Origin of the sequence: Propionimicrobium sp. PCR01-08-3 (genome assembly GCF_030286045.1) — a bacterium.
GTDB lineage: Bacteria > Actinomycetota > Actinomycetes > Propionibacteriales > Propionibacteriaceae > Brooklawnia.
Genome location: NZ_CP127390.1, coordinates 880,496 through 899,283 on the forward strand (window position 1 = coordinate 880,496; position 18,788 = coordinate 899,283).

At 63.3% G+C, this 18,788-nt stretch carries 21 protein-coding genes; 8 read left to right on the forward strand and 13 right to left on the reverse strand.

Annotated elements, in window-relative coordinates:
• The first annotated feature begins 26 nt into the window (after positions 1–26).
• Positions 27–584, forward strand: coding sequence for a helix-turn-helix domain-containing protein (locus QQ658_RS15375; RefSeq protein ID WP_353057944.1), 558 nt, complete (start codon positions 27–29; stop codon positions 582–584).
• On the opposite strand, the gene QQ658_RS04140 is transcribed toward QQ658_RS15375, so the two are convergent.
• The 4 genes from QQ658_RS04140 to QQ658_RS04155 form a co-directional block, all read right to left on the reverse strand.
• The gene (locus QQ658_RS04140) at positions 550–1,137 is read right to left on the reverse strand and encodes a TetR/AcrR family transcriptional regulator (protein ID WP_286026404.1); all 588 of its coding nucleotides are present in this window, start codon (positions 1,135–1,137) and stop codon (positions 550–552) included. The genes QQ658_RS15375 and QQ658_RS04140 overlap by 35 nt on opposite strands.
• Positions 1,134–2,498, reverse strand: a complete 1,365-nt coding sequence (locus tag QQ658_RS04145; protein WP_286026405.1) for a replication-associated recombination protein A — start codon at positions 2,496–2,498, stop codon at positions 1,134–1,136. Before QQ658_RS04145 ends, QQ658_RS04140 begins: the two co-directional genes overlap by 4 nt.
• A gap of 63 nt (positions 2,499–2,561) precedes the next feature.
• Entirely contained in the window at positions 2,562–2,951 is a 390-nt protein-coding gene (locus tag QQ658_RS04150) for an MmcQ/YjbR family DNA-binding protein (protein WP_286026406.1), read from the reverse strand.
• A complete protein-coding gene (locus QQ658_RS04155; protein ID WP_286026407.1) occupies positions 2,948–3,343 on the reverse strand; it encodes an MmcQ/YjbR family DNA-binding protein in 396 nt (131 codons plus the stop codon). Before QQ658_RS04155 ends, QQ658_RS04150 begins: the two co-directional genes overlap by 4 nt.
• Positions 3,344–3,930: 587 nt before the next feature.
• Between QQ658_RS04155 and QQ658_RS04160 the strand changes: the two genes are divergently transcribed.
• The 3 genes from QQ658_RS04160 to QQ658_RS04170 all read left to right on the forward strand — a co-directional run bounded on the left by QQ658_RS04160 (position 3,931) and on the right by QQ658_RS04170 (position 7,446).
• Complete coding sequence (locus tag QQ658_RS04160) at positions 3,931–4,236, forward strand: MmcQ/YjbR family DNA-binding protein (protein ID WP_286026408.1); 306 nt, start codon at positions 3,931–3,933, stop codon at positions 4,234–4,236.
• A gap of 596 nt (positions 4,237–4,832) precedes the next feature.
• Positions 4,833–5,975: a phospholipid scramblase-related protein gene (locus QQ658_RS15515; protein ID WP_502928931.1), complete on the forward strand. Its 1,143-nt coding sequence runs from the start codon at positions 4,833–4,835 to the stop codon at positions 5,973–5,975.
• Positions 5,976–6,249: 274 nt separating this feature from the next.
• Positions 6,250–7,446 (forward strand): carbohydrate-binding domain-containing protein, encoded by a 1,197-nt coding sequence (locus tag QQ658_RS04170; protein WP_286026410.1) that lies wholly within the window; start codon positions 6,250–6,252, stop codon positions 7,444–7,446.
• A gap of 269 nt (positions 7,447–7,715) precedes the next feature.
• Here QQ658_RS04170 and QQ658_RS04175 read toward each other — a convergent pair whose 3' ends face one another.
• Positions 7,716–8,795, reverse strand: a complete 1,080-nt coding sequence (locus tag QQ658_RS04175) for an NAD(P)-binding domain-containing protein (protein ID WP_286026411.1) — start codon at positions 8,793–8,795, stop codon at positions 7,716–7,718.
• Positions 8,796–8,993: 198 nt separating this feature from the next.
• On the opposite strand from QQ658_RS04175, the gene QQ658_RS04180 reads away from it, so the two are divergent.
• The 3 genes from QQ658_RS04180 (at position 8,994) to QQ658_RS04185 (ending at position 10,432) form a co-directional block, all read left to right on the forward strand.
• The gene (locus QQ658_RS04180) at positions 8,994–9,224 is read left to right on the forward strand and encodes a DUF433 domain-containing protein (protein WP_286026412.1); all 231 of its coding nucleotides are present in this window, start codon (positions 8,994–8,996) and stop codon (positions 9,222–9,224) included.
• Positions 9,221–9,589 carry a DUF5615 family PIN-like protein gene (locus tag QQ658_RS15385; RefSeq protein WP_353057945.1) on the forward strand — a complete coding sequence of 123 codons (369 nt, stop codon included), beginning with the start codon at positions 9,221–9,223 and terminating at the stop codon, positions 9,587–9,589. The genes QQ658_RS04180 and QQ658_RS15385 overlap by 4 nt, the downstream gene beginning before the upstream one ends.
• A gap of 522 nt (positions 9,590–10,111) precedes the next feature.
• Positions 10,112–10,432 (forward strand): helix-turn-helix domain-containing protein, encoded by a 321-nt coding sequence (locus tag QQ658_RS04185; protein WP_286026413.1) that lies wholly within the window; start codon positions 10,112–10,114, stop codon positions 10,430–10,432.
• Positions 10,433–10,589: 157 nt separating this feature from the next.
• Here QQ658_RS04185 and QQ658_RS04190 read toward each other — a convergent pair whose 3' ends face one another.
• Positions 10,590–11,285: an SOS response-associated peptidase gene (locus QQ658_RS04190; protein ID WP_286026414.1), complete on the reverse strand. Its 696-nt coding sequence runs from the start codon at positions 11,283–11,285 to the stop codon at positions 10,590–10,592.
• 251 nt (positions 11,286–11,536) lie between these two features.
• Here QQ658_RS04190 and QQ658_RS04195 point away from each other — a divergent pair, with 251 nt between their 5' ends.
• Positions 11,537–12,262 carry an NUDIX hydrolase gene (locus tag QQ658_RS04195; protein WP_286026415.1) on the forward strand — a complete coding sequence of 242 codons (726 nt, stop codon included), beginning with the start codon at positions 11,537–11,539 and terminating at the stop codon, positions 12,260–12,262.
• Here the strand turns inward: QQ658_RS04195 and QQ658_RS04200 are convergent.
• The 7 genes from QQ658_RS04200 to QQ658_RS04230 form a co-directional block, all read right to left on the reverse strand.
• Positions 12,255–13,166, reverse strand: coding sequence for an alpha/beta fold hydrolase (locus QQ658_RS04200; RefSeq protein WP_286026416.1), 912 nt, complete (start codon positions 13,164–13,166; stop codon positions 12,255–12,257). The genes QQ658_RS04195 and QQ658_RS04200 overlap by 8 nt on opposite strands.
• A complete protein-coding gene (locus tag QQ658_RS04205; RefSeq protein WP_286026417.1) occupies positions 13,156–14,367 on the reverse strand; it encodes a glycosyltransferase in 1,212 nt (403 codons plus the stop codon). The genes QQ658_RS04200 and QQ658_RS04205 overlap by 11 nt, the downstream gene beginning before the upstream one ends.
• A gap of 12 nt (positions 14,368–14,379) precedes the next feature.
• Positions 14,380–15,291: a hypothetical protein gene (locus QQ658_RS04210; protein ID WP_286026418.1), complete on the reverse strand. Its 912-nt coding sequence runs from the start codon at positions 15,289–15,291 to the stop codon at positions 14,380–14,382.
• A gap of 169 nt (positions 15,292–15,460) precedes the next feature.
• Positions 15,461–16,132 (reverse strand): response regulator, encoded by a 672-nt coding sequence (locus QQ658_RS04215; RefSeq protein ID WP_286026419.1) that lies wholly within the window; start codon positions 16,130–16,132, stop codon positions 15,461–15,463.
• Complete coding sequence (locus tag QQ658_RS04220) at positions 16,129–17,409, reverse strand: sensor histidine kinase (RefSeq protein ID WP_286026420.1); 1,281 nt, start codon at positions 17,407–17,409, stop codon at positions 16,129–16,131. Before QQ658_RS04220 ends, QQ658_RS04215 begins: the two co-directional genes overlap by 4 nt.
• Entirely contained in the window at positions 17,406–18,122 is a 717-nt protein-coding gene (locus QQ658_RS04225; RefSeq protein ID WP_286026421.1) for a DedA family protein, read from the reverse strand. The genes QQ658_RS04220 and QQ658_RS04225 overlap by 4 nt, the downstream gene beginning before the upstream one ends.
• Positions 18,123–18,203: 81 nt before the next feature.
• Positions 18,204–18,788, reverse strand: a complete 585-nt coding sequence (locus QQ658_RS04230) for a TetR/AcrR family transcriptional regulator (RefSeq protein WP_286026422.1) — start codon at positions 18,786–18,788, stop codon at positions 18,204–18,206.

Consider the following 18,788-nt stretch of genomic DNA (forward strand, 5'->3'; position numbering starts at 1 on the left):
CCACGGTGTGCGGCACAATGGGTGGCATGTCCGATCTCGGTAACCTGCGAGATTTTCTTACTTCTAGGCGACGCTCGATAGATCCGTGGGAGGTTGGTTTGCCTGCCTCCGCGGTTCCGCGTCGTCGACCCGGCCTGCGCCGGGAAGAGGTCGCGGTGCTCGCTGGCGTCAGCGTCGATTACTACATGCGGCTTGAGCAAGGCTGCGTCGGCAACGTCTCTGACCAAGTGCTCAACGCCGTCGCAAAGGCACTCAATCTAGACGATACGGAATACGACTACCTACGCCGACTGGTGAGCGCGGAACCCCTTGTCCGTCTTCACAACACGCCAAGCACCAAGCAGCCGGGGCGGTCCCGGTTAAGCGCCCGCCCAGCAGTCGCTGAACTTGTGCGTGTCATGGAACCAGTCCCTGCGATTCTGCAGGGACCCCCGCATGGAGGTCTTGGCGATCAACCGGATGGGTGCTGCGCTTACAGCAGACTTCGCCAAGATGCCGCCGCGTTTAGGAGAGGTGCGACGTGGTTTCAGTCTGAGACACGGTTTTGCGCTAGTTCGCCGCGTTCTGTGCGGTTGGCGCGTTAATCGAGAACTTGTCCGCGAGCGCGTCGATGGCGTCGCGCACCATCTGCGGGTCAAGGCCGCCGGGCGTCCATGATTGGTAGATCCACCATCCTTCGACGAGGGCGTCGATTGCGCGCGCTGCTGGCTCGGCGAAGTGGACGCTGAGGGCGGAGATCGAACGCGCTTCAAAGGATCGCACGAGGTCCTGTACCCGAGGACTGGTCGACCCGTAGGCATACATCTCACGGAACAGGCGAAGTTCGCGCTGTGTGGCGCGACGCTCCCCGCAGATGGCATCGACGAGGACGTCCCTCGCATCCATTTGTGTGGGGGCTGATGTGACTGCAATTCCGTACCGTGGATCGAGCTGATTGCCGAACAACGTGAACGCTTCGACAAGAATATGGTCCATCGAGGTGTAGTGGTACGTCACTGACCCGAGTGGAACCTCCGCGGCGGCAGCGATCTTTCTGTGGGTGGCTGCCTTGATTCCACCCTCGGCGATGAGGTCCAGCGCGGCTTGGGTGATTCGAGCCTTGCGCTCGGGATCATTGGCGATGCCTTTGCGGGTCACTTTGCGTCTCCGTCCCCACCTCGGGGTGCCGGGGTTGTACCGCGCGCCTGGTCGTAGTGTCGCGCTCGTTGTGTGCGGAGGGTTTGCCAGTGGGCAAGGCGTTCGCTGATGGCACGTTCGTACCCGTTGCTGGTCGGTTCATAGAACTCTGTGCGTTCCACTCCATCGGGGAAGTAGTTCGCGCCGGAGAATCCGGTTTGGGTGTCGGGGTCGTACTCGTAGCCCTTGCCGTAGCCGAGTTGTTTCATCAGCCTGGTGGGAGCGTTGAGGATGTGTGCGGGTGGCATCAGCGATCCGGTGTTCTTCGCTTCCCGCATGGCCCGGTTCAGGCCACGATATACCGCGATCGACTTCGGAGCGGTGGCGAGGTAGACCACCGCCTGAGCGATCGCGAGTTCGCCTTCGGGGGAGCCGAGACGCTCGTAAACGTCCCACGCGGCGAGGGCTTGGTGGATGGCCTGCGGGTCGGCCATGGCGATGTCCTCGTTTGCGAACCGGACCAGCCGGCGGGCGATGTAGAGGGGATCTTCGCCGCCGTCGAGCATCCTCGCCAGCCAGTACAGGGCCGCGTCCGGGTCGGAGCCACGCATCGCCTTATGGAGAGCGGAGATGAGGTTGTAGTGCGACTCCTGCGTCTTGTCATATAACGGCGCACGCTTTTGTACTACTTTTGCTAGCCCTGCCGTGTCCAGCTGGGTTCCGACGGGCAGTGCGAGGAGTTGTTCGGCGAGATTCAGCAGGTATCGGCCGTCTCCGTCGGCGAGCGCGACGAGCGCCTGCCGGGCGTCCGCGTCCAGAGGCAAGGTATGGCCTGTGAGGGTTTCGGCACGGTCGATGAGCGTGAGGAGCGCGTCCTCGTCGAGGCGTTTGAGCACAAATACTTGGCAGCGCGACAGCAACGCCCCGTTGAGTTCAAAGCTCGGGTTCTCCGTGGTGGCGCCGATCAGGATGATCGTGCCGTCCTCCACGTAGGGGAGGAAGGAGTCTTGCTGGGCCCGGTTGAATCGGTGCACCTCGTCCACGAACAGCAGTGTGCCCTGGCCGACCTCACGCCGCTTCTGCGCGTTAGTGAACACCTTTCGCAGGTCGGCGACCCCGGCGAACGTCGCGGAGAGCGGTTCGAAGGCAAGCCCGGTCGCATCCGCGAGGAGACGGGCAATCGTTGTCTTCCCGCAGCCGGGAGGCCCCCAGAGGATGCTCGAAACCAGGGCTCCCCGGGCCACCATCCGGCCCAGGGGTGCGTCCGGGCCGAGCAGGTGATCTTGCCCTACGACCTCCGCGAGCGTGCGGGGACGAAGGCGGTCAGCGAGCGGACGCGAGGCATCATCGACCTCGAACAATGACGCTTCGCCTGAGTTCATGAGTTTCCTCCTCTAGCTTTCCTTCAACCATTCTGGGTTTTCGGTCTTTGCCCAGAAGGGCCGCTACTTCTCGTCCAGTTTCCTGTGGATGCGGTCGATGTCGGACCGGCTCATCTGCTCGACGACGAGCTCGTAGGACCCTCGCACGAGATCGTCGATCAGCGGCGCGGTGATACCGGTTCCCGCTCCGATGGACGTCCAGTGGTGTTTGTCGAGATAGCGCCCAGGCTCGATCGATGCATGTTCTCGGATCAGCGCGGCCGCATGCTCGGGCTCTGTCTTGATCGTGATGATCTGCTCGTCAGGATCTTCTGTGACGATCAGAAACACATGCCCGGCGACCTTGTACACCGCCAAGTGCGGTGTGAAGGGATAGCCGGATGTCACCTCGGGCAAAGAATCAGCAGTCTGCCGTGCGATGCGTTGAAGCTGCTGCCCGCTCAAGGTGCTCACTTCGCCTTACCGTTCGTGGGCTGGCCGAATGTGTCCGGGTCGACCGGCCTCTCGCTCTTGGGCAGGTTCTCCACAACGAGGAGGTAGGACTCGGTGACGAGGTCGTCGACGAAGCGTGGGTCGATGTCGCCACCGGGGGTCAGAGTGATCCAGTGCTTCTTGTTCATGTGGTAGCCGGGGGTGATCGACTCGTGCGCCTGCTCCAAGACCCGAGCATCCGTGGGAGTGGACTTGAGGATCACCAGTGGCTCACCGGTGATCTGGGTCTGCAACATGAACACCTTGCCGCAGACCTTCCATACCTCCCAGTCCTCCCCGAAGGGATGCGTCAGTTCCGCGCCCGGCAGCTTCTGGGTGCGAGCGGCAGCCCGGTCCTGCACTGAGGTGTCCATTCTCTTCCCTTCATCAGTGATGTGTGTACCATAGTACGTACTCGTGGTGCTGTCCGCAGCAAGGTATCGGCGTTCACACCTATGCGCTGACCGATCCGCGTCATAGCTTCGTTGGGCGACAGACCCGGGTCCTCCTTCCGCGCCTCCTGCACGAGCCGCATGGCCCGCTTGCGCAACTCCTGCGGATACTTCCTCGGTGTTGACATGACCATCATCCTCTCGGGGAATCAGACCCCCACCAGAACCGGGGCGATCCAGCGCGAAGAATCTTGATGGTGTGGGCTTGAAACGGACGTGACGTCCGCTTTTAGAGTTGAGGACATGCAGCAGTCAGAGCCGGGCAGCGATGAAGGTGACACCCGAGAATGGCGGGTGGGTCAGCTTGCCGAGTTGACCGGGATCGCCTCGCCAGCTGGGCGTGGTCAGCAGCATGGCCGTGATCGCCGTCGATGCTCATCACACCCAGGCCGTCGAGCAGGGCGCCGAGATTGTCGAGGCGCCGATCAGCCAGTCTACGGGGTCCGCGAGTACGGTGCCCGCGACTCCGAAGGTTATCCGTGGTACTTCCAAAGCCCCCTGGCTGATTGATGGTCTCCGCTGACACCGCCCGCGGATTGGCGTTGGAGCTACCGGGTGCCACCGAGCAGGATCACCATGGTTTCCCGTCCTTTCGGGTGGGTGGCCGCATCTTCGCCACCCTGCCTTCCCCGAACCGGTTACGGGCCATGCTCGACGAACCCGGCATCCGCACCGCCGCCGCCCAGCACTGTGACGTCTGCACGGAGTTCTTCTGGGGCAAACGCCTGGCCTGCGTCGAGGTCGACCTCTCTCATGCCGACACCGCACTCGTTCGCGACCTGCTCACCGACGCCTGGGAATACAAGTCCCGATAGTGGCTACGAAGAACGACGACACCCATCAAGGGCCTTCAGCGCAGCCAGCGCTCCAGCCGTCCTGGGTGAATCCGTGTCGAGTGTCCTCGTCGGCTCGACCGGGTGCTTGCATTACGCCATCCAGGGTGATGCTCTCAAGAGCGGTAATGGTTGACATCGTTCTCTCCTTACTGGACTGCGACCTGCAGACTCATAGAGATGACGATCTGCTCACGGTGAAATGGACGGGCCACCAGTCCGCAGCGAGGAACCTGTCGACACATCGGCGATTGTGAAGTCGCGTTCGAGGATGCCGTCATCACGACGCCGTTCAGTGGTGAAGTGCATGGGGTCGAGCCAGTAGACGCCTCGGCCGATGCTCGTTGTTGATCTCGCCCGGTCGCGTTCGTTGCGTGTGATAGGCGCTACTACCCGACGCAGGTCGGGGTGTATTGCTCGCCTCCAATCGACCGCCCAGGCGTCGGGCGCCAGATCCATCGTTGGCCCCTCCGCCTAGAGGGACACGAATCCGGCTAGCATTCCATCAGCCGCACTACTCGTCCGGTACGCGTGGTCGAACGCATCCGGCACTCATATCAGACTCAAAAGAGGTACACATGGCCGGACCGGCGCCCGCAGGTTGGTACCCGCAAAAGGATGGAACTCAACGGTACTGGGACGGCAGCCGCTGGACTGAACAAATGACTGCGGGAACTGCTGTACCAGGACGGCCGGAGTGGACCCAGCCCGGATCGGCGCCGATGCGCGGAGGGAGCGGAATTGCCGGCCCGCAGGATCGGTTTGGTTATGAGCCCACCTTCAATCGCGACGACCCTCGGTCAGGGCAATCCGACCGAGATCGGACAGCGTCGACGCTTGTGCCGTTAGGCCAGACAGCGGGCCAGTGGCATCCCGATCCTTTCCGCCGGTTTGAGCTCCGGTGGTGGGACGGGCACAGATGGACCGAGCACGTCATGTCTCAGGGACGGCGAGCCGCCGACCCGCCTGTTCCCGGTGCGCCGATGAACTTGAAGGTGCAAGAGCAGGTGGCTTCACTCGGCCTACAGTCTCAACAGATTTCGGCGCCCGTGGGTCCGCTGTTCACCGAGCCGATTCTGGTGGTCAACCAAAAGCCCAAACTGTTCGAGGCCAAAGCGGAGTACTCGATCTTTGACCAGTACGGCCTACAGATCGGCGCGGTCAGACAAGTCGGCGAAAACCTCATGCGGAAGGCGCTGGCTGTGACACCGGAGCGGAACCGCGCTCGCAAGCTAGAGATTCTGGATCATGGCGACCGGGTGGTCTTTAGGCTTGTGCGCCCCGCGAAGAGCGTCAAATCCAGCTTCAGTGTCTCGGCTGGTGATGGCTCCCGGATCGGGGAGATTGTGCAGGAGAACACGCCTATGCTCGGTGGGATCGTGCGGGGAGCAGTGGGTCTAATGGACCGGTTCTCCCCGGTGAATCTGGAGAGGAAAATCGGGCAGCTTGGCTATGTCCGGTTCAGCCTGATGGCGAACGATGAGATTTTGGGATCAATCCAACTTGAAGACACCGAGGAGTGGGACTTCCGGATTCAGGATGCGGATGGCGTTGAGATCGCCCGGATTACCAGGACCTGGGCCGGTTTCGCCAAGGAAATGTTCACGAAGGCCGACAACTACGTCGTGCAGATTCACCGGCCACTGGAAGGCTCGTTGCGGTCGTTGGTGATCGCCGCTGCGGTCGCTGTCGACACCGTATTCCGGCAGGACAGCAACTGAGCTGCCCAAGCAAAATTACTACGTTCTTCAGTGGCTTCAGCGGTTTTGTGCCTAACGCCCGCAATGCGCGGCACGTGTCGTGATCCCGCGCGGTGGCAGCGTCCCGGAATTCGGTGGGTAGTTCGAGCATGCAAGGAAGAGCACCACGAGAGATCCTGCGTCTAGATGACTGAAGCGCCGCAGTCTCATGCAAAGAGCACACCAGGCACACAGAGTTCACACAGCGTCAGTCGGTTGATTATCTCTCATGCGGACGCCCATGGGAGGATCACAGATGAGACGCTCGACCAAGATCGCCGCAGGACTAATTGCCTCGATCCTGATGCTCACGGGCTGCGGCACAGCCGTGGGCTCGGACGAGAGCGCCTCGTCCACGGCGAGTCCCGCAGCCGGCTCCACGGCGGAAACCACCACCAGCAATGCATCGTCCGAACCGACGACCACCTCGGCCGCCACGGACAGCACGGACGTGGACTGGAGCGCGCTGCCGACCACCGAAGTGACGCTCACCGATGAAGGTCTGGCCATCACAGAGACGGGAACCTATGTGCTGAGTGGCTCGTCCACGGGCCAGGTGACGGTGAACGCCGACGGCGACGTGCGAATCATCTTGTCGAATGCCACGATCAATTCGAGCGTCGGCGCCGCCATTCAGGTCGATCAGGCCGAGTTGACCGCCATCGAACTGGCCGATGGCACCACGAATACGATCTCGGACGCCGCGACCCGCAGCGATGAAGAGATCGACGGCGCCATCTACTCGTCCGACGATCTGTTTATCAGCGGAACGGGTACCTTGAACGTCACTGCGAATTTCGCGGATGGCATCGTCGGCAAGGACAACCTGACGATCGACTCCGGCACGATCAATGTCACCAGCGTGGACGACGGAATCCGCGGCACGGACTCGCTGACCATCAACGGTGGCACCATAGCCATCGATGCGACCGGTGACGGAATGAAATCCAGCAACGACACCGACCAGGGCATGGGACAACTCACAATCACCGGCGGCGACATCACCATCTCGACCGGGGATGACGCGGTGAAAGCCGAGCAGCAGATCACAATCGGCGGCGGCACCCTCAACATCACCCAGTCAGTTGAGGGCATCGAGGCTCCGGTCATCGTTATCGACGATGGCACGATTACCCTCAATGCCTCCGATGACGGCATCAACGCCTCGACCTCGGCAATCATCACGAGCGGACTGAGTGTCACCATCAACGGCGGCAGCCTCACCATCGTGATGGGTGAAGGTGACACCGACGCCATCGACAGCAACGGCGACCTGACGATCAACGACGGCACCATCGACATCACCGCACAGTCGCCGTTCGATTACGACGGCACCGGCGCGCTCAACGGTGGAACCGTCACCGTCAACGGAGAGCAGGTGAGCGAGCTCACCAACCAGATGATGGGCGGTGGCATGGGAGGCGGAATGGCTGGCGGCCCCGGCGCGAGGTAGTCGATTCAGGCCATGAACAAGGGGTCCGGCATCGTGATGGTGCCGGACCCTATTGGGTTGTTCCACCGAAGGACACTGCGTCGATGTGTCAGTGTCCGACTCGATTCAACCCCGTGTGGCTAGGCGCTCAGCATCAGTCACATCGTCACCTATGGACGATTCCCCGAGGGGGCGCCCGACCAGTCGCCGTGCGGATAGGTGCTCAGCCGTCGATCTGGAAACCCGGCTCATACTTTGCGTATCGCGCGAGGACACGCCGGCTCCTGTGCTCAGGCCTCCAGGTAGCGGACGAGCGTCCGGACTGCATCGCGTCCGGCCCGGTTGGCCCCGACGGTTGATTGCGAGGGGCCGTATCCGATCAGATGGACGCGAGGTTCCCCAGCGACCTGGGTGCCTTTCATCTGGATCCCGCCACGTTCGTTCTTCAATCCCAGCGAATCAAGGTGACTGATATCGGGCCGGAATCCCGTTGCCCACAAGATGACGTCAACCGGTGTGAATGAGCCATCCGCCTCGCGTACGCCGCCAGCCTCGATAGCGGCGAACATCGGATGCCGGACGAGCGCTCCGCGATCTTGAGCGGCGATCGCATAGGGCGACCACATCAATCCCGTGTTTGCCACGATGCTGCCCGGCGGTTCGCCGGCTTCGACGGCCTTGGTTGCCTTGGCGATGACTTCGCGTCCTTCGATTTCGGGACGAAACGGGCCCTCTCGAAAAACCGGTTCCTCGCGGGTAAACCAGAATGTGGTGGCCACTCGCGAGATTTCCTCGAGTTGCTGAATAGCCGAGATTCCGCCGCCGACGATCGCCACCCGCTGGCCCGCGAATTCCTCGAGAGACACGTACTCGCGGGTATGTAGCTGACGTCCTGTGAAGGTGTTTTGGCCGGGGTAGTGGGGTAACACAGGGTTGTTCCACGTGCCGGTCGCGTTGATGAATGCGCGGGTGCGCCAAGGCCCTCGATCGGTTTCGACGATCAGTTTGCCGCGGGGATCATCGTCCGCGCGGGTAACAGATGTGACTCTCACCGGGCGCAGGATCGGCAGCCGGTTGCGCCGCTCGAAGTCGGCGAAGTAGGCGGGTATCGCGTCCTTGCTGGGTTGATCGGGATCGATTTCAGGCGTCGGGAAGCCCGGCAAGCCGAAGATGCCGTTGACCGTCGCCATCCGCAGTGACTTCCAGCGATGCTGCCATGCGCCACCGGGAGCAGGATTCTGGTCCAATATCACGAAGGTGCGGTCCGCTGAATCATCATCTGCGGACCCGAACCCGCGCCGTTCCAGGTGATAACCGGCCGAAAGACCCGCCTGCCCGGCCCCGATCACCACGACCGTTGTATGCCTCATGCGGCGTCCGCAAGGTTGCCTCTAACAGAAGCCGAATCGGCGTCTCCCATAGCTCGACCTTAGCCCGGATCCGCGACGCGTCCTGGTCTTCGGTGTTCACATAGAATTGCGCAAAGCGCAAAGTCGGGCAGCGCGTGACGCAGAGATCCCAGTCCTGCCACACGCGAGACTGCCATCAGCTACCGTCCCGGAGGTCGTATGTTCGAAAGAATCACCATTGACCCAGCCGTCATGGGAGGCCAACCGGCCATACGTGGTATGCGATTCCCGGTGCGGACGATCGTGCGAATGGTTGCACAAGGGATGCCGGCCGAGCAGATTCTCGCTGAGCATCCCGACCTCGAGGCGGAAGACATTCGCGCTTCGCTTGAATATGCAGCGGCCGTACTCGATGCGGAGACATATTTGCCGTTGGCCCACACCGCATGAAACTTTTACTCGATCAGAATCTCTCGCCGAGCATTTGTGACTATCTGGCCGGCTTTGGGATCCAGTCATTGCACGTGCGGGATGTGGGTCTCCGTGATGCTTCCGACGAAGAGATTCTTGGATATGCGCGTCGTGAGGAACTAGTGGTTGTCTCCCAGGACTCCGACTTCACTAATCTTCTTGTCTGGCAGAACACTTCACGGCCTTCGTTGATTCTGCTGCGGCTTCCGAATGCGGTCGCTGCGGCAGATATAGCCGAGGTTTTGGCCGCGAATCTGGGAGCTATCTCCGATCACCTGAGATCCGGAGCCATAGTGTCGCTGAACAGCGAAAGGATTCGTGTGCGGCGATTGCCGCTTGGTTAAATGACGATTACGGCATCAGAGTAATGCGCTTGTCTGCGACTGCGCGTCGGCCTTGCCGTCGGCGTCAGCCACCGCGCGCCGGTGGCCCCTCCTTCACTGACGACCACTGTCGAGCCGTGCCGACACGAGTCCTCGCGAGACCTGAGATGGAATTCTCGACCTGCAGATAACACACCTGTTATAATCACGTCATGTGGGGGTGTCCTGGTGCACCCGGAGGCTGAGACAGAGTACTCAGCTCTGGATGCGCGAGAAGCAGTCGCGGTGGACAATGCGATCGCCAAGCTGGCAAACGCCGGTCCGCAGCTCCCGTATCCGCACAGCAGTGCGGTGAGAGGCGCGCGGAGGCTTCGAGAACTCAGGCCTCGTGGTGGCAGGAGCGTCACTCGAGCCTTGTATCGACAGATCGGTAATGTCCTGGTTATCGGCGCCTTTGCGCCCGAAGTTGAGTCGGATGTGAAGGGTTTCAGGAAGGCTTGTGGATTGGCGGAACGACGGTTGGATGAGGTGGAGGAGTGACTGATGAAAGTGTCAGACCTGAGAAGGCATGAGGATGTTCGAGAGGGGCGTGTTGCCAAGGATAGGGCCTACGCCGTGGAGGCGGACAGGCTGGCGCTGGCAGGCGCAGTGAGTGTCGCTGTAGTCCGGTACCGATCCGAGTGTGGCCTGACGCAAACGGCCTTCGCCGCCGAAATGGGATGGAAGCAGCCGCAGGTCGCGAGGTTGGAGCGAGGTGACGTCACCCCGTCTTGGGAGACGCTTGAGCGTCTAGCACGCGCTGGGGTGATCGAGGTTCACCTGGGGCGGCAAGGGACGATCGTGCGCGAGCTTGCATCGGCGTGACCAACGCTCCTTCGCCAGTATGGACGTGGACCGGAGCGAGCTACATATTTTACCGTGGCGCACACCACATGAACCTTTTATTCGATCGGAATCTAGCGCTTGCACATCGGCGGATCCGAGGTTTGAGAGTCTTTTCTGCTTTGACTGATTGGACCGCCTACGCCGCGGGCTCGATGAGGGTCGGGTCATTCGGGTCGACCGTGCGGACGCTGTTCACCCGGCGGTCGACGATGTGGTGTCTGATGGTCGACGCCATCGTGGACGATGAATCGTCCAGTGTTCCGAGGAGTTCGAGTCGTCCGTGCTGGTCGAGCTTGATCGGGTCGAGCCAGGCGTCCATGGCATCGGGTGTCAGGAAGGCAGGCATCCGGTCGTGTACCTCGCCGAGTGCATCATGCGCCTGCCGGGTGATGACGACGAAGCATCGGGTGCGCTCGCCCTTGAGGTCCATCGACCAGGTGAGCCCGGCGGCGGCGAGAATCTTGTCGTCCCCATGCAGGAAGTGCGGAATCTTGAAGTTCTTCTCGCCCGTCCATTCGTAATACCCCCGCATCGGGACGACGCAGCGGGCCGCCGTGAACGCCGGCGTCCAGAACCCGGAAACCAGCTTCTCCATCCGGGCGTTGATGATCGGCGCGCCACGCGGCCTGGACGCAGGCTTCGGCCACTCCCACCGCACGAGCTCGAGGGTCCTGCCGTCGCTGCGATCACGGACGATGGGCGCGGAGTCGGTGGGTGCGATCGAGTAGGACCCTCGCCATTGCTGCCACCAGTCCTCGGGCGCAGGCTCCTGTATGAAGAGGCCCCGAACCAGGTCATCGGTCTTGGCATCCAACGCGAATCGGCCGCACATGCCTCCCAGGGTATGCGGCCTTCTCGTCAACCAGCCTTTTGCTCACCGACTTGTGAATGCCGCGTTGCCCTCGGGCGCCTCGTCGATCTCGTATAGCCAGGCTCTCGGTTTGTGCTGTATCGCTGCGGTGCTGTGTCGCCTCCATCTGGATCTTTCTCACAACGACACCGCGAGCGGGTTCACTATCCGATTCAAGGAATGTGGGCTTTCGGACGATAAACCGAGAACGCTGGATCGGTAACATACGTTCCGTGAAGAGGGCACCTTTCCGAGATCAGGCCGGTGTGGCGAAGTACCGCCACGAAGTGCTCGCCGTCGTCCTTCGAGCCGATCCTGGGCCGACCACGAAACTCCAGGTGCTGGCCAGAAGCCGTGAGCATGAGCCCTTTGCGGGCAAGCCTGCGTTGCCCAGCGGTCCGGTCGAAGTGGACGAGTCGATGGAAGACGCGATGAGCCGGCACCTGGCCGGCCAACTCGGGCTGGCGGAGCTCGCACACCGCGAGCAGCTGGCCACTTACTCGGATCCGGAGCGTGATCCTTTCGAGCGGACGATCGCCACCGCCTACCTGGGCCTGGTGCCCTGCGACAACGAACAGCCGCTGGTGCCGGAGGCGGTCTGGATCGACGTAGCCGACCTCCCCGAGATGGCCTTCGATCATCACCGGGTCGTCGAGAGCGCCTTGGATCGGCTGCGCGGCAAGTTCTCGTACACGAACATCGCATTTGCCCTGGCCCCTGCCGAGTTCACCATGGCGACTCTGCGCGGTATCTATGAGGCGGCGCTCGGCCACGACGTCGATGTCACCAATCTGTCCCGGGTGCTGCGTCGGCGCGGGCAGATCGAGCGGGTCGGCACGCATGCCGAATCGGGCGCGCGGGGTGGGCGTCCACCGAGCACCTGGCGATTCACCGCCGACAAGTTCCAGGTGACCGATCCCTTCGCGGCGCTGGGGCCTGGCCGGGCACCGATCACCTGACTCGATCACGGGCGCCGGCCGAGATTGTGGCCTGCTGCCAGTGCTGAAAATGCTGTGCGGCAGCCGCGCACGCCTCATAGGGAATCAGGTGCCCGACACCGGTGATCAACCAGAAACTGCTTCTCGGCAGCTGATCGGCCAAGCACCGTTGCATCTCGACCGTGCTGAGCAGATCGAGCGCTCCGCCGACGACGAGAACCGGCTCCCGGTAGCTCTGCGCGAAATCGGGAACCGTGCTCTGCACGGATGCCCGGTACGTCTCGAGCACCGCCGCCGGGTCGCTGAAGCAGCGGGCACGCCGGATGTGCTCGCCGATGATCCACCGTTTCAGCTCGCGGTCGCGGGTGGTGACCATGGCCCGGCCGTTGATGGCCGCAATGCTCCGGCTGCCGAGCAGCGCCGCGGACAGGGCCGGGGTGAGCCGGTCTGCGAGTCCGTAATAGGCGCGAACCGCGGCGAGCGCGAGCCGGTGAGGATTGTCCAACGGGGGAGCGGCGATGGGGTTCACCAGCACCGAACCCGAGTGAGCGATGCCCCGGGCAATGGCGGCGCTCACGACGACCGATCCGAACGAGTGCCCGAGCAAAATCCCGGGAGACCCGAGCGACGCAGACAGTTCGCAGAGCCAGCGCCCGAAACCCGCGACATCGTGAGGTGTCGCGAGCGGCTCCGATGTTCCGCAACCCGGCAGGTCCGGGACGAGCACGCGATATCCCCGCGCCGCCAGCTTGGCGGCCAACGGCTCGAGCCCGAAATGGGTGCCGCGGAATCCGTGGATCGCGAGGATCGTCGGCGCCGAATCGTCCCCGTAGCAGAAGACGGAAGTGCGGCGTCCATCGATGGTGGCGACGAATTCGGTCGCGTCGGGTGATCGGCGAGCCGTGACGATACTGTCAGGCAACACGAAGCCTCCGATCGTCATGGGCCAACCAGCGCCCATGCCGGGCGAGCGTGGTTTCGTAGACGTCGATGATCTGAGCGGTGAGCCTGCTCTGACGAAAGCGGGTCTCGGGTGGCCTACGACTGGTCAGGGTCTGTGCCCTGAATACCTGGGGAACTCGCCGAATTGCCGTCGTGAGTGCCTCGACCGAGGCGTCGTCCACCTGATGGCACCAGGCCCGCGGCAGATCGTCGGCAATATCAGGGTCGCGGACCAGCACCGGCGTGCCGACCGACACCGCCTCATACACCGTGAGGCCCTGGGTCTCGTAACCGAGTGAGCTTTGAATCACCATGTCTGCCTGCCTCATTGCCCCAAGGATCGCGTCGTGGGATACGGCACCGCGAAACGTCACCAAGTGCGCGACGCCCAGATGCTCGCTCAGCGTTTTGCAGTGATTCAGCTCCGGTCCCGATCCGTAGACCTGCAGGTCGGCGTCGATTCCGGACGCGGCGAACGCGCGGATCACATCGTCCAGGCGTTTCTCCTCGCTGATTCGGCCGGCCCACAAAAAGCGCGGACGATTCCTCGGCACTCGCGGCCGCGCCAAGGTGGCGTCGACGAGCTGGTCATCCACCCCGGTCGGAATCACGTGTAGCTCACGGTCGACCCCGTAGCGCCGGAGCCTTTCGGCAAAATGCGAACTGGGCACGATGAGCGTATCGGCGGCCTCGGCGAATGCCTGAACATAGCCGGCCATGCTGTGCACGGAGGTGTGCATGTATCGCTGCTGTGCGGCATACATCAACCGGAAGGCCGCGCGAGGCAAGGGGACGACCGCGGGAAGGCCGATCTCGATGTTGGTGTGCATCGTGTGCACGACCGGGAGCCCGTGCCGGCGGGCGAAACGGTAGCCGTTCCATGCTCCCCACACGTCCGCCTGAATATGGACGATGTCGACGGCCTCCCGGCGCATGAACCCGGCGTCCACAGCCCGATCCGCGAGCCGGCCGGCGAGCCGGAAGGAGTGCTCGCCCACCTGTGTCGCCTTGAGGCTGACGTCGCTTTCGCGCGCATACTCGGGCGATGGTCTCCGCTTCGAGTCCGGGGAGCAGATCGTGACGGTGTGGCCGGCCGCTTCGAGGAACTCGCGTTGGAGTCCGACGGAGACCTGAAGGCCGCCGAGTGTCGCGGGATGCTGGTCGCTGAAGAATGCAATATGCATGAGTGTGAATTCCTATCTGGGATCGTTGCAAAGGCTGTGCCGATGCTCGTAAATGGCGTTCGGGTCGTTGGGGGTTCGCTGCAGGTCCTTCAGGCCGACGACTCCGCCGATTGCGATAGAGCCGAACAGCAGGATGAGGACGACGGCCGTCTCGGTCAGCGTGTGTTCCCGGAGGACGACGGTGCCCAGCGCCGCGGCGGTGATCGTGTCGGTGATGGTGAGCCCGGCGACCACGGCCGGAGCCGGAAGCACCGTATGGGCGGACTGCAGCCGGGTGCCGGCGGCCAGCCCGCCGAGCGAGATCATCCCGAGGGCCACGATGCTTGCCGGCCTGGTGAGAACCTCCATCAGTCCGTCTCGAAGCACCAGCCCGACCAGCACCTTGAATACGGCGGTGATGGCACTGAACTCCATCGCGGCCACGACCAGTCCGCCCAGCCGGGTCCACCTGTCGCCGTCGCCGTGATCGAGGATCGCAACGATGAGACAGGCCGCGGCGAGTGCCGCCTGGATGATCAGGACGACCATGAGCTGCCTGTCGAGATCAGGATGGGAAACCCTGCTCGGATGCGTCGCGACCACCGCGATGAAGCCGAGGGCGCCGACGAGGCAGGCGGCGATCGCCAGCCTCACTCGGGGTGTCGCCGCGATCTGCCGGGTGGCTACGCCGAACAGTGCCGAGGCCGCGAGCGCGACGACGCTCATCGACTGCACGGCGGCGATGGGCGCAAGGGCAAGCGCGATGAAGTTCGTGGCGACGGCCGTCCCGAGCAGGATGAGACCGAGTATCCATGAGGGGCTCTTGATGAACGCGCGCCACTCGCCATGTGCCGTGTGGACGGCCCGCGATTGGAGTTCCGAACCTCCGGCCAGCACGAGCGCACCCATCAGCGCGATGCACAGCCCAAGAATGAGACCTGCCATGCCGGCTACCTTTGCGGGTTGCTGCAGGCAGGCATTGCCGTATGTGATTCGGGTGCTTGGGTTCTTGCCATATTTGTCCTCCTCGGTGTTTCTGTGAGGAGGTTATGGACGCGGTACCCGGGCGTACCTCACCCGGACGTTTCTTTGTGACCCCTACTTTGGGGTGAGGTCAGGAGGCAGGTTCTGCCAGTCCCGAGTCGTAGGCGAAGATCACGGCTTGCACGCGGTCGCGTGCCCCGATCTTGGCGAGCAGTTTGCCGACGTGCGTCTTGACGGTTTGCTCGGCGATGAACAGCTTCTTGGCGATCTCGCTGTTCGAAAGTCCCTGGCTGATGAGCGCCAGCACCTCGCGCTCCCGATCGGTCAGGCTCGCCAGCACAGCAGCGGAATGGGTCTGACGCGGCTTCTGCGCGGCGAACTGGGAGATCATCTTCCGGGTGATGCCCGGGGAGAGCAAGGCGTCACCTGCGGCGACCACGCGTACCGCATAGACCAGCTCCTCGGGAGCGGCGTCTTTCAGCAGGAAACCGCTCGCTCCCGCCTGGAGGGCGTCGTACACGTAGTCGTCAATGTCGAACGTGGTGAGCATGATGATTCGCGGCACATGAGCCGCGGGATACCTGGGCCCGAGAATGTGTTTCGTCGCCGCGATTCCGTCGAGTTCCGGCATCCGTACATCCATGAAGATCACATCCGGGTCGAGCCGTGTCGCCAACCGGATCGCTTCCTTGCCGGTGGACGCCTCGCCGACCACCCGGATTCCTTCATGAGTGTTCAGCAGTGCGGCGAAACCCGCCCGGACGATCGGCTGATCGTCCGCGATCAGCACGTTGATGGTCATGGACGCTCCTCGCTGGTGTCGTTGTAGGGAAGCACCGCGGTCACGGTCCATCCTCCCGCAGGATCGGGGCCGGCTGCGAGACTGCCGTCGACCAGCGCGACTCGTTCCCGCATGCCGCGCAATCCGTGCCCGGCACCCGCTGCTGGCACGGTAATGGTGGTGCCGGCAGCGGGCTCGTTGTGTACGCGGATTCTCACGGCCTGATCCCGGACGCCCAACTCGACCTCGATCGGGGCACCCGGCGCATGGCGCAGAGCATTGCTGAGTGACTCCTGCACAATGCGATAGGCGGCGATCTGGACGCTTGCCGCAAGCTCTTGGGAACCCGGTTCAAAAGTTAACTCGACCCGCGCGCCGGTGTGACGGGTATTCTCCACCAGTGCCGGGATATCGGCCATGCCTTGTTGCGGGGTCAGCTGCGGGGACTCGTCCTCGGTGCGGAGGACACCGAGCAGGCGGCGCATCTCGGTCAGTGATTTGCGGGCGAGTGCGGCGATCTCGTCGAATTCCGCCGCTGCGTCATCGGGCACGTCGGCGATGCGGTAGCGGGCCGTGGAGGCCTGCACCTGGATCACCGACATGCTGTGCGCGACGACATCGTGTAGCTCCCGGGCGATGCGGTTGCGCTCTTCTACCAGCATCCGCCGGGACTGCTCCGTCGCGGAGACCTCGCGTTCTTTGTCGAGTTCTTGCCCGACACGCATGCGCGCTGCGATCAGCACACCCACCAGGAATGTGACGCCGGACAATGAGGCGGTGACGATCAGGTCCGCACCGGCGGCCTCCAGCGAGGCGGCCTCCGGGAACATCAACGGTGCGGCAAGGGAGCCCATGATGCTCACCGCCAACGGGACAAGTCCATAAAGCCAGCCATGGCGGATGGTGATCACCAGGATCAGACACATGAATGCCATCATGGCCGGCACCGACCACGGCCAGGGCCAATAGTCGTCCCGGGCCGCGGAGACCGTCAGCGGCAGGACGAATGCAGCCGAGCAGAACGCGACGATCGCGATCCGTGGCCAGAACAGTGCGAGCAGCGGAGCGCCGCAAAGTGCGCCTCCGAATATCAGGGCGACCGCAACTGTGCTGCCGTAGAGCACCACGTGGATGGGCGCGAGGATCGAGTACAGCACAACGCACACGAAGGCCAGCGTGCCGAGCAGCAATCGGCGACGGTTCAGCGGGCGCCTGGGGTGCTTGGGGCGCCTGAGATGCCTGGGGTGCCTGGCGGGCTTGGCTCGGCGCGGCTTCTTGGTGCGCTTCGTCCTCGTCATAGTGCCAGTATTGCCGGGTTCCGCACCGACCGCTCACCTGATCTGGGTGTGTCCGAATCCGACCGCAGGGCCGCTCGTTGCGCACCTTCATGATCGCGCTGTGCCTGCTTGTTCGCTCGATTGTGCCGCCGGGCGGCCCCCACGAGATCGATCACCCAGCCGATGACAAGGGCGAACATGATCCCGACCGCGGCGCTGAGCAGCGGCTGCCCGCCGAGCCAGTGACCGGCGAACACGCCGATCAGCGTGCTGTAGATCGCCCAGGTTACGCCGGCGACGATGCTGATGGGTGCGAACCGGGCCCATGGATAGCCCATCGCGCCGGCGGTCATGTTGATTGCGACGCGGCCCACGGGTATGTATCGGCCGCCGAGGATGAAGGCCGCTCCTCGCCGTTCCAGTGACCGCCGGGCACGGGCGACGGCTGCCGCGACTTTGGGCCTTCTCGTCCATCGGAAACGCTCAACGCCGACCGACTTACCGATGCGGAACGCGACATTGTCGCCGATCGCCGCACCGATGGCCGCCACCACGCACAGCCAGACGATGGTGCCGAGATCGCCGGTGGAAACCGCGGCAGCCGCTGCCGCGACCAGCACCGTCTCACTGGGAATGGGAGGGAAGAAGCCATCAATGACCGCCACCCCGAACATGACCAGCAGTAGCCAGGGCGACGCCGCGGCCTGAAGGATGAGATCGTTGAGGATGTCCATGGCGTGAACGTAGGTGCCGGGTCGCCGCGAGCGAATCGCTCGAAGGTATCGACCGGGTGATACTTCTCGGTGACGTCCCGCTCAGCCGTTCAGCAACGCGGGCAGCATGATGTGGTCGACGATCGCCTCGGCGGTGGCAAGGTCGAATGTCTGCCGGCGCAGTACGACGTTCGTGAACGCGATCGACGGCAGCACCGAGCTGACGAGTTCGGTGGGTGCCGCCCGGGGAATGACGCCGCGGTCGATCCAGCGTCCGAGAACGGCCTCAAGTGTTCTGGCGGGTGGTGAGCCGATCGACTCGTAGGCTGCGCGTGCCAATTCGTCGTCGTTCCCCAGTTCGCTCAGCACGCTGCCAAGAACCAGAAGCGCGCGGTGGTCATCGTCCGCGTAATGGCGCGCACACGCGAGCAGGTCGTCGCGCAAGTTTCCGGTGTCGGGGATCTTCGGCGGTTCGTACAACGCTTGTACGGCGGCAACGATGAGTTCGGTCTTGCTCTTCCAGCGCCGGTAGACCGCCGCCTTTCCCGAACCGGCCGCTTTCGCGACCGCGTCCACTGTTGTCGCCGCCACGCCGCGGGCGATCAGGAGGTCTTGGGTGGAGCGCAGGATCGCGTCTTTGATGGCCGGGTCTTGTGGACGCCCCGGCCCCGCTTCTTGTTCACTCAC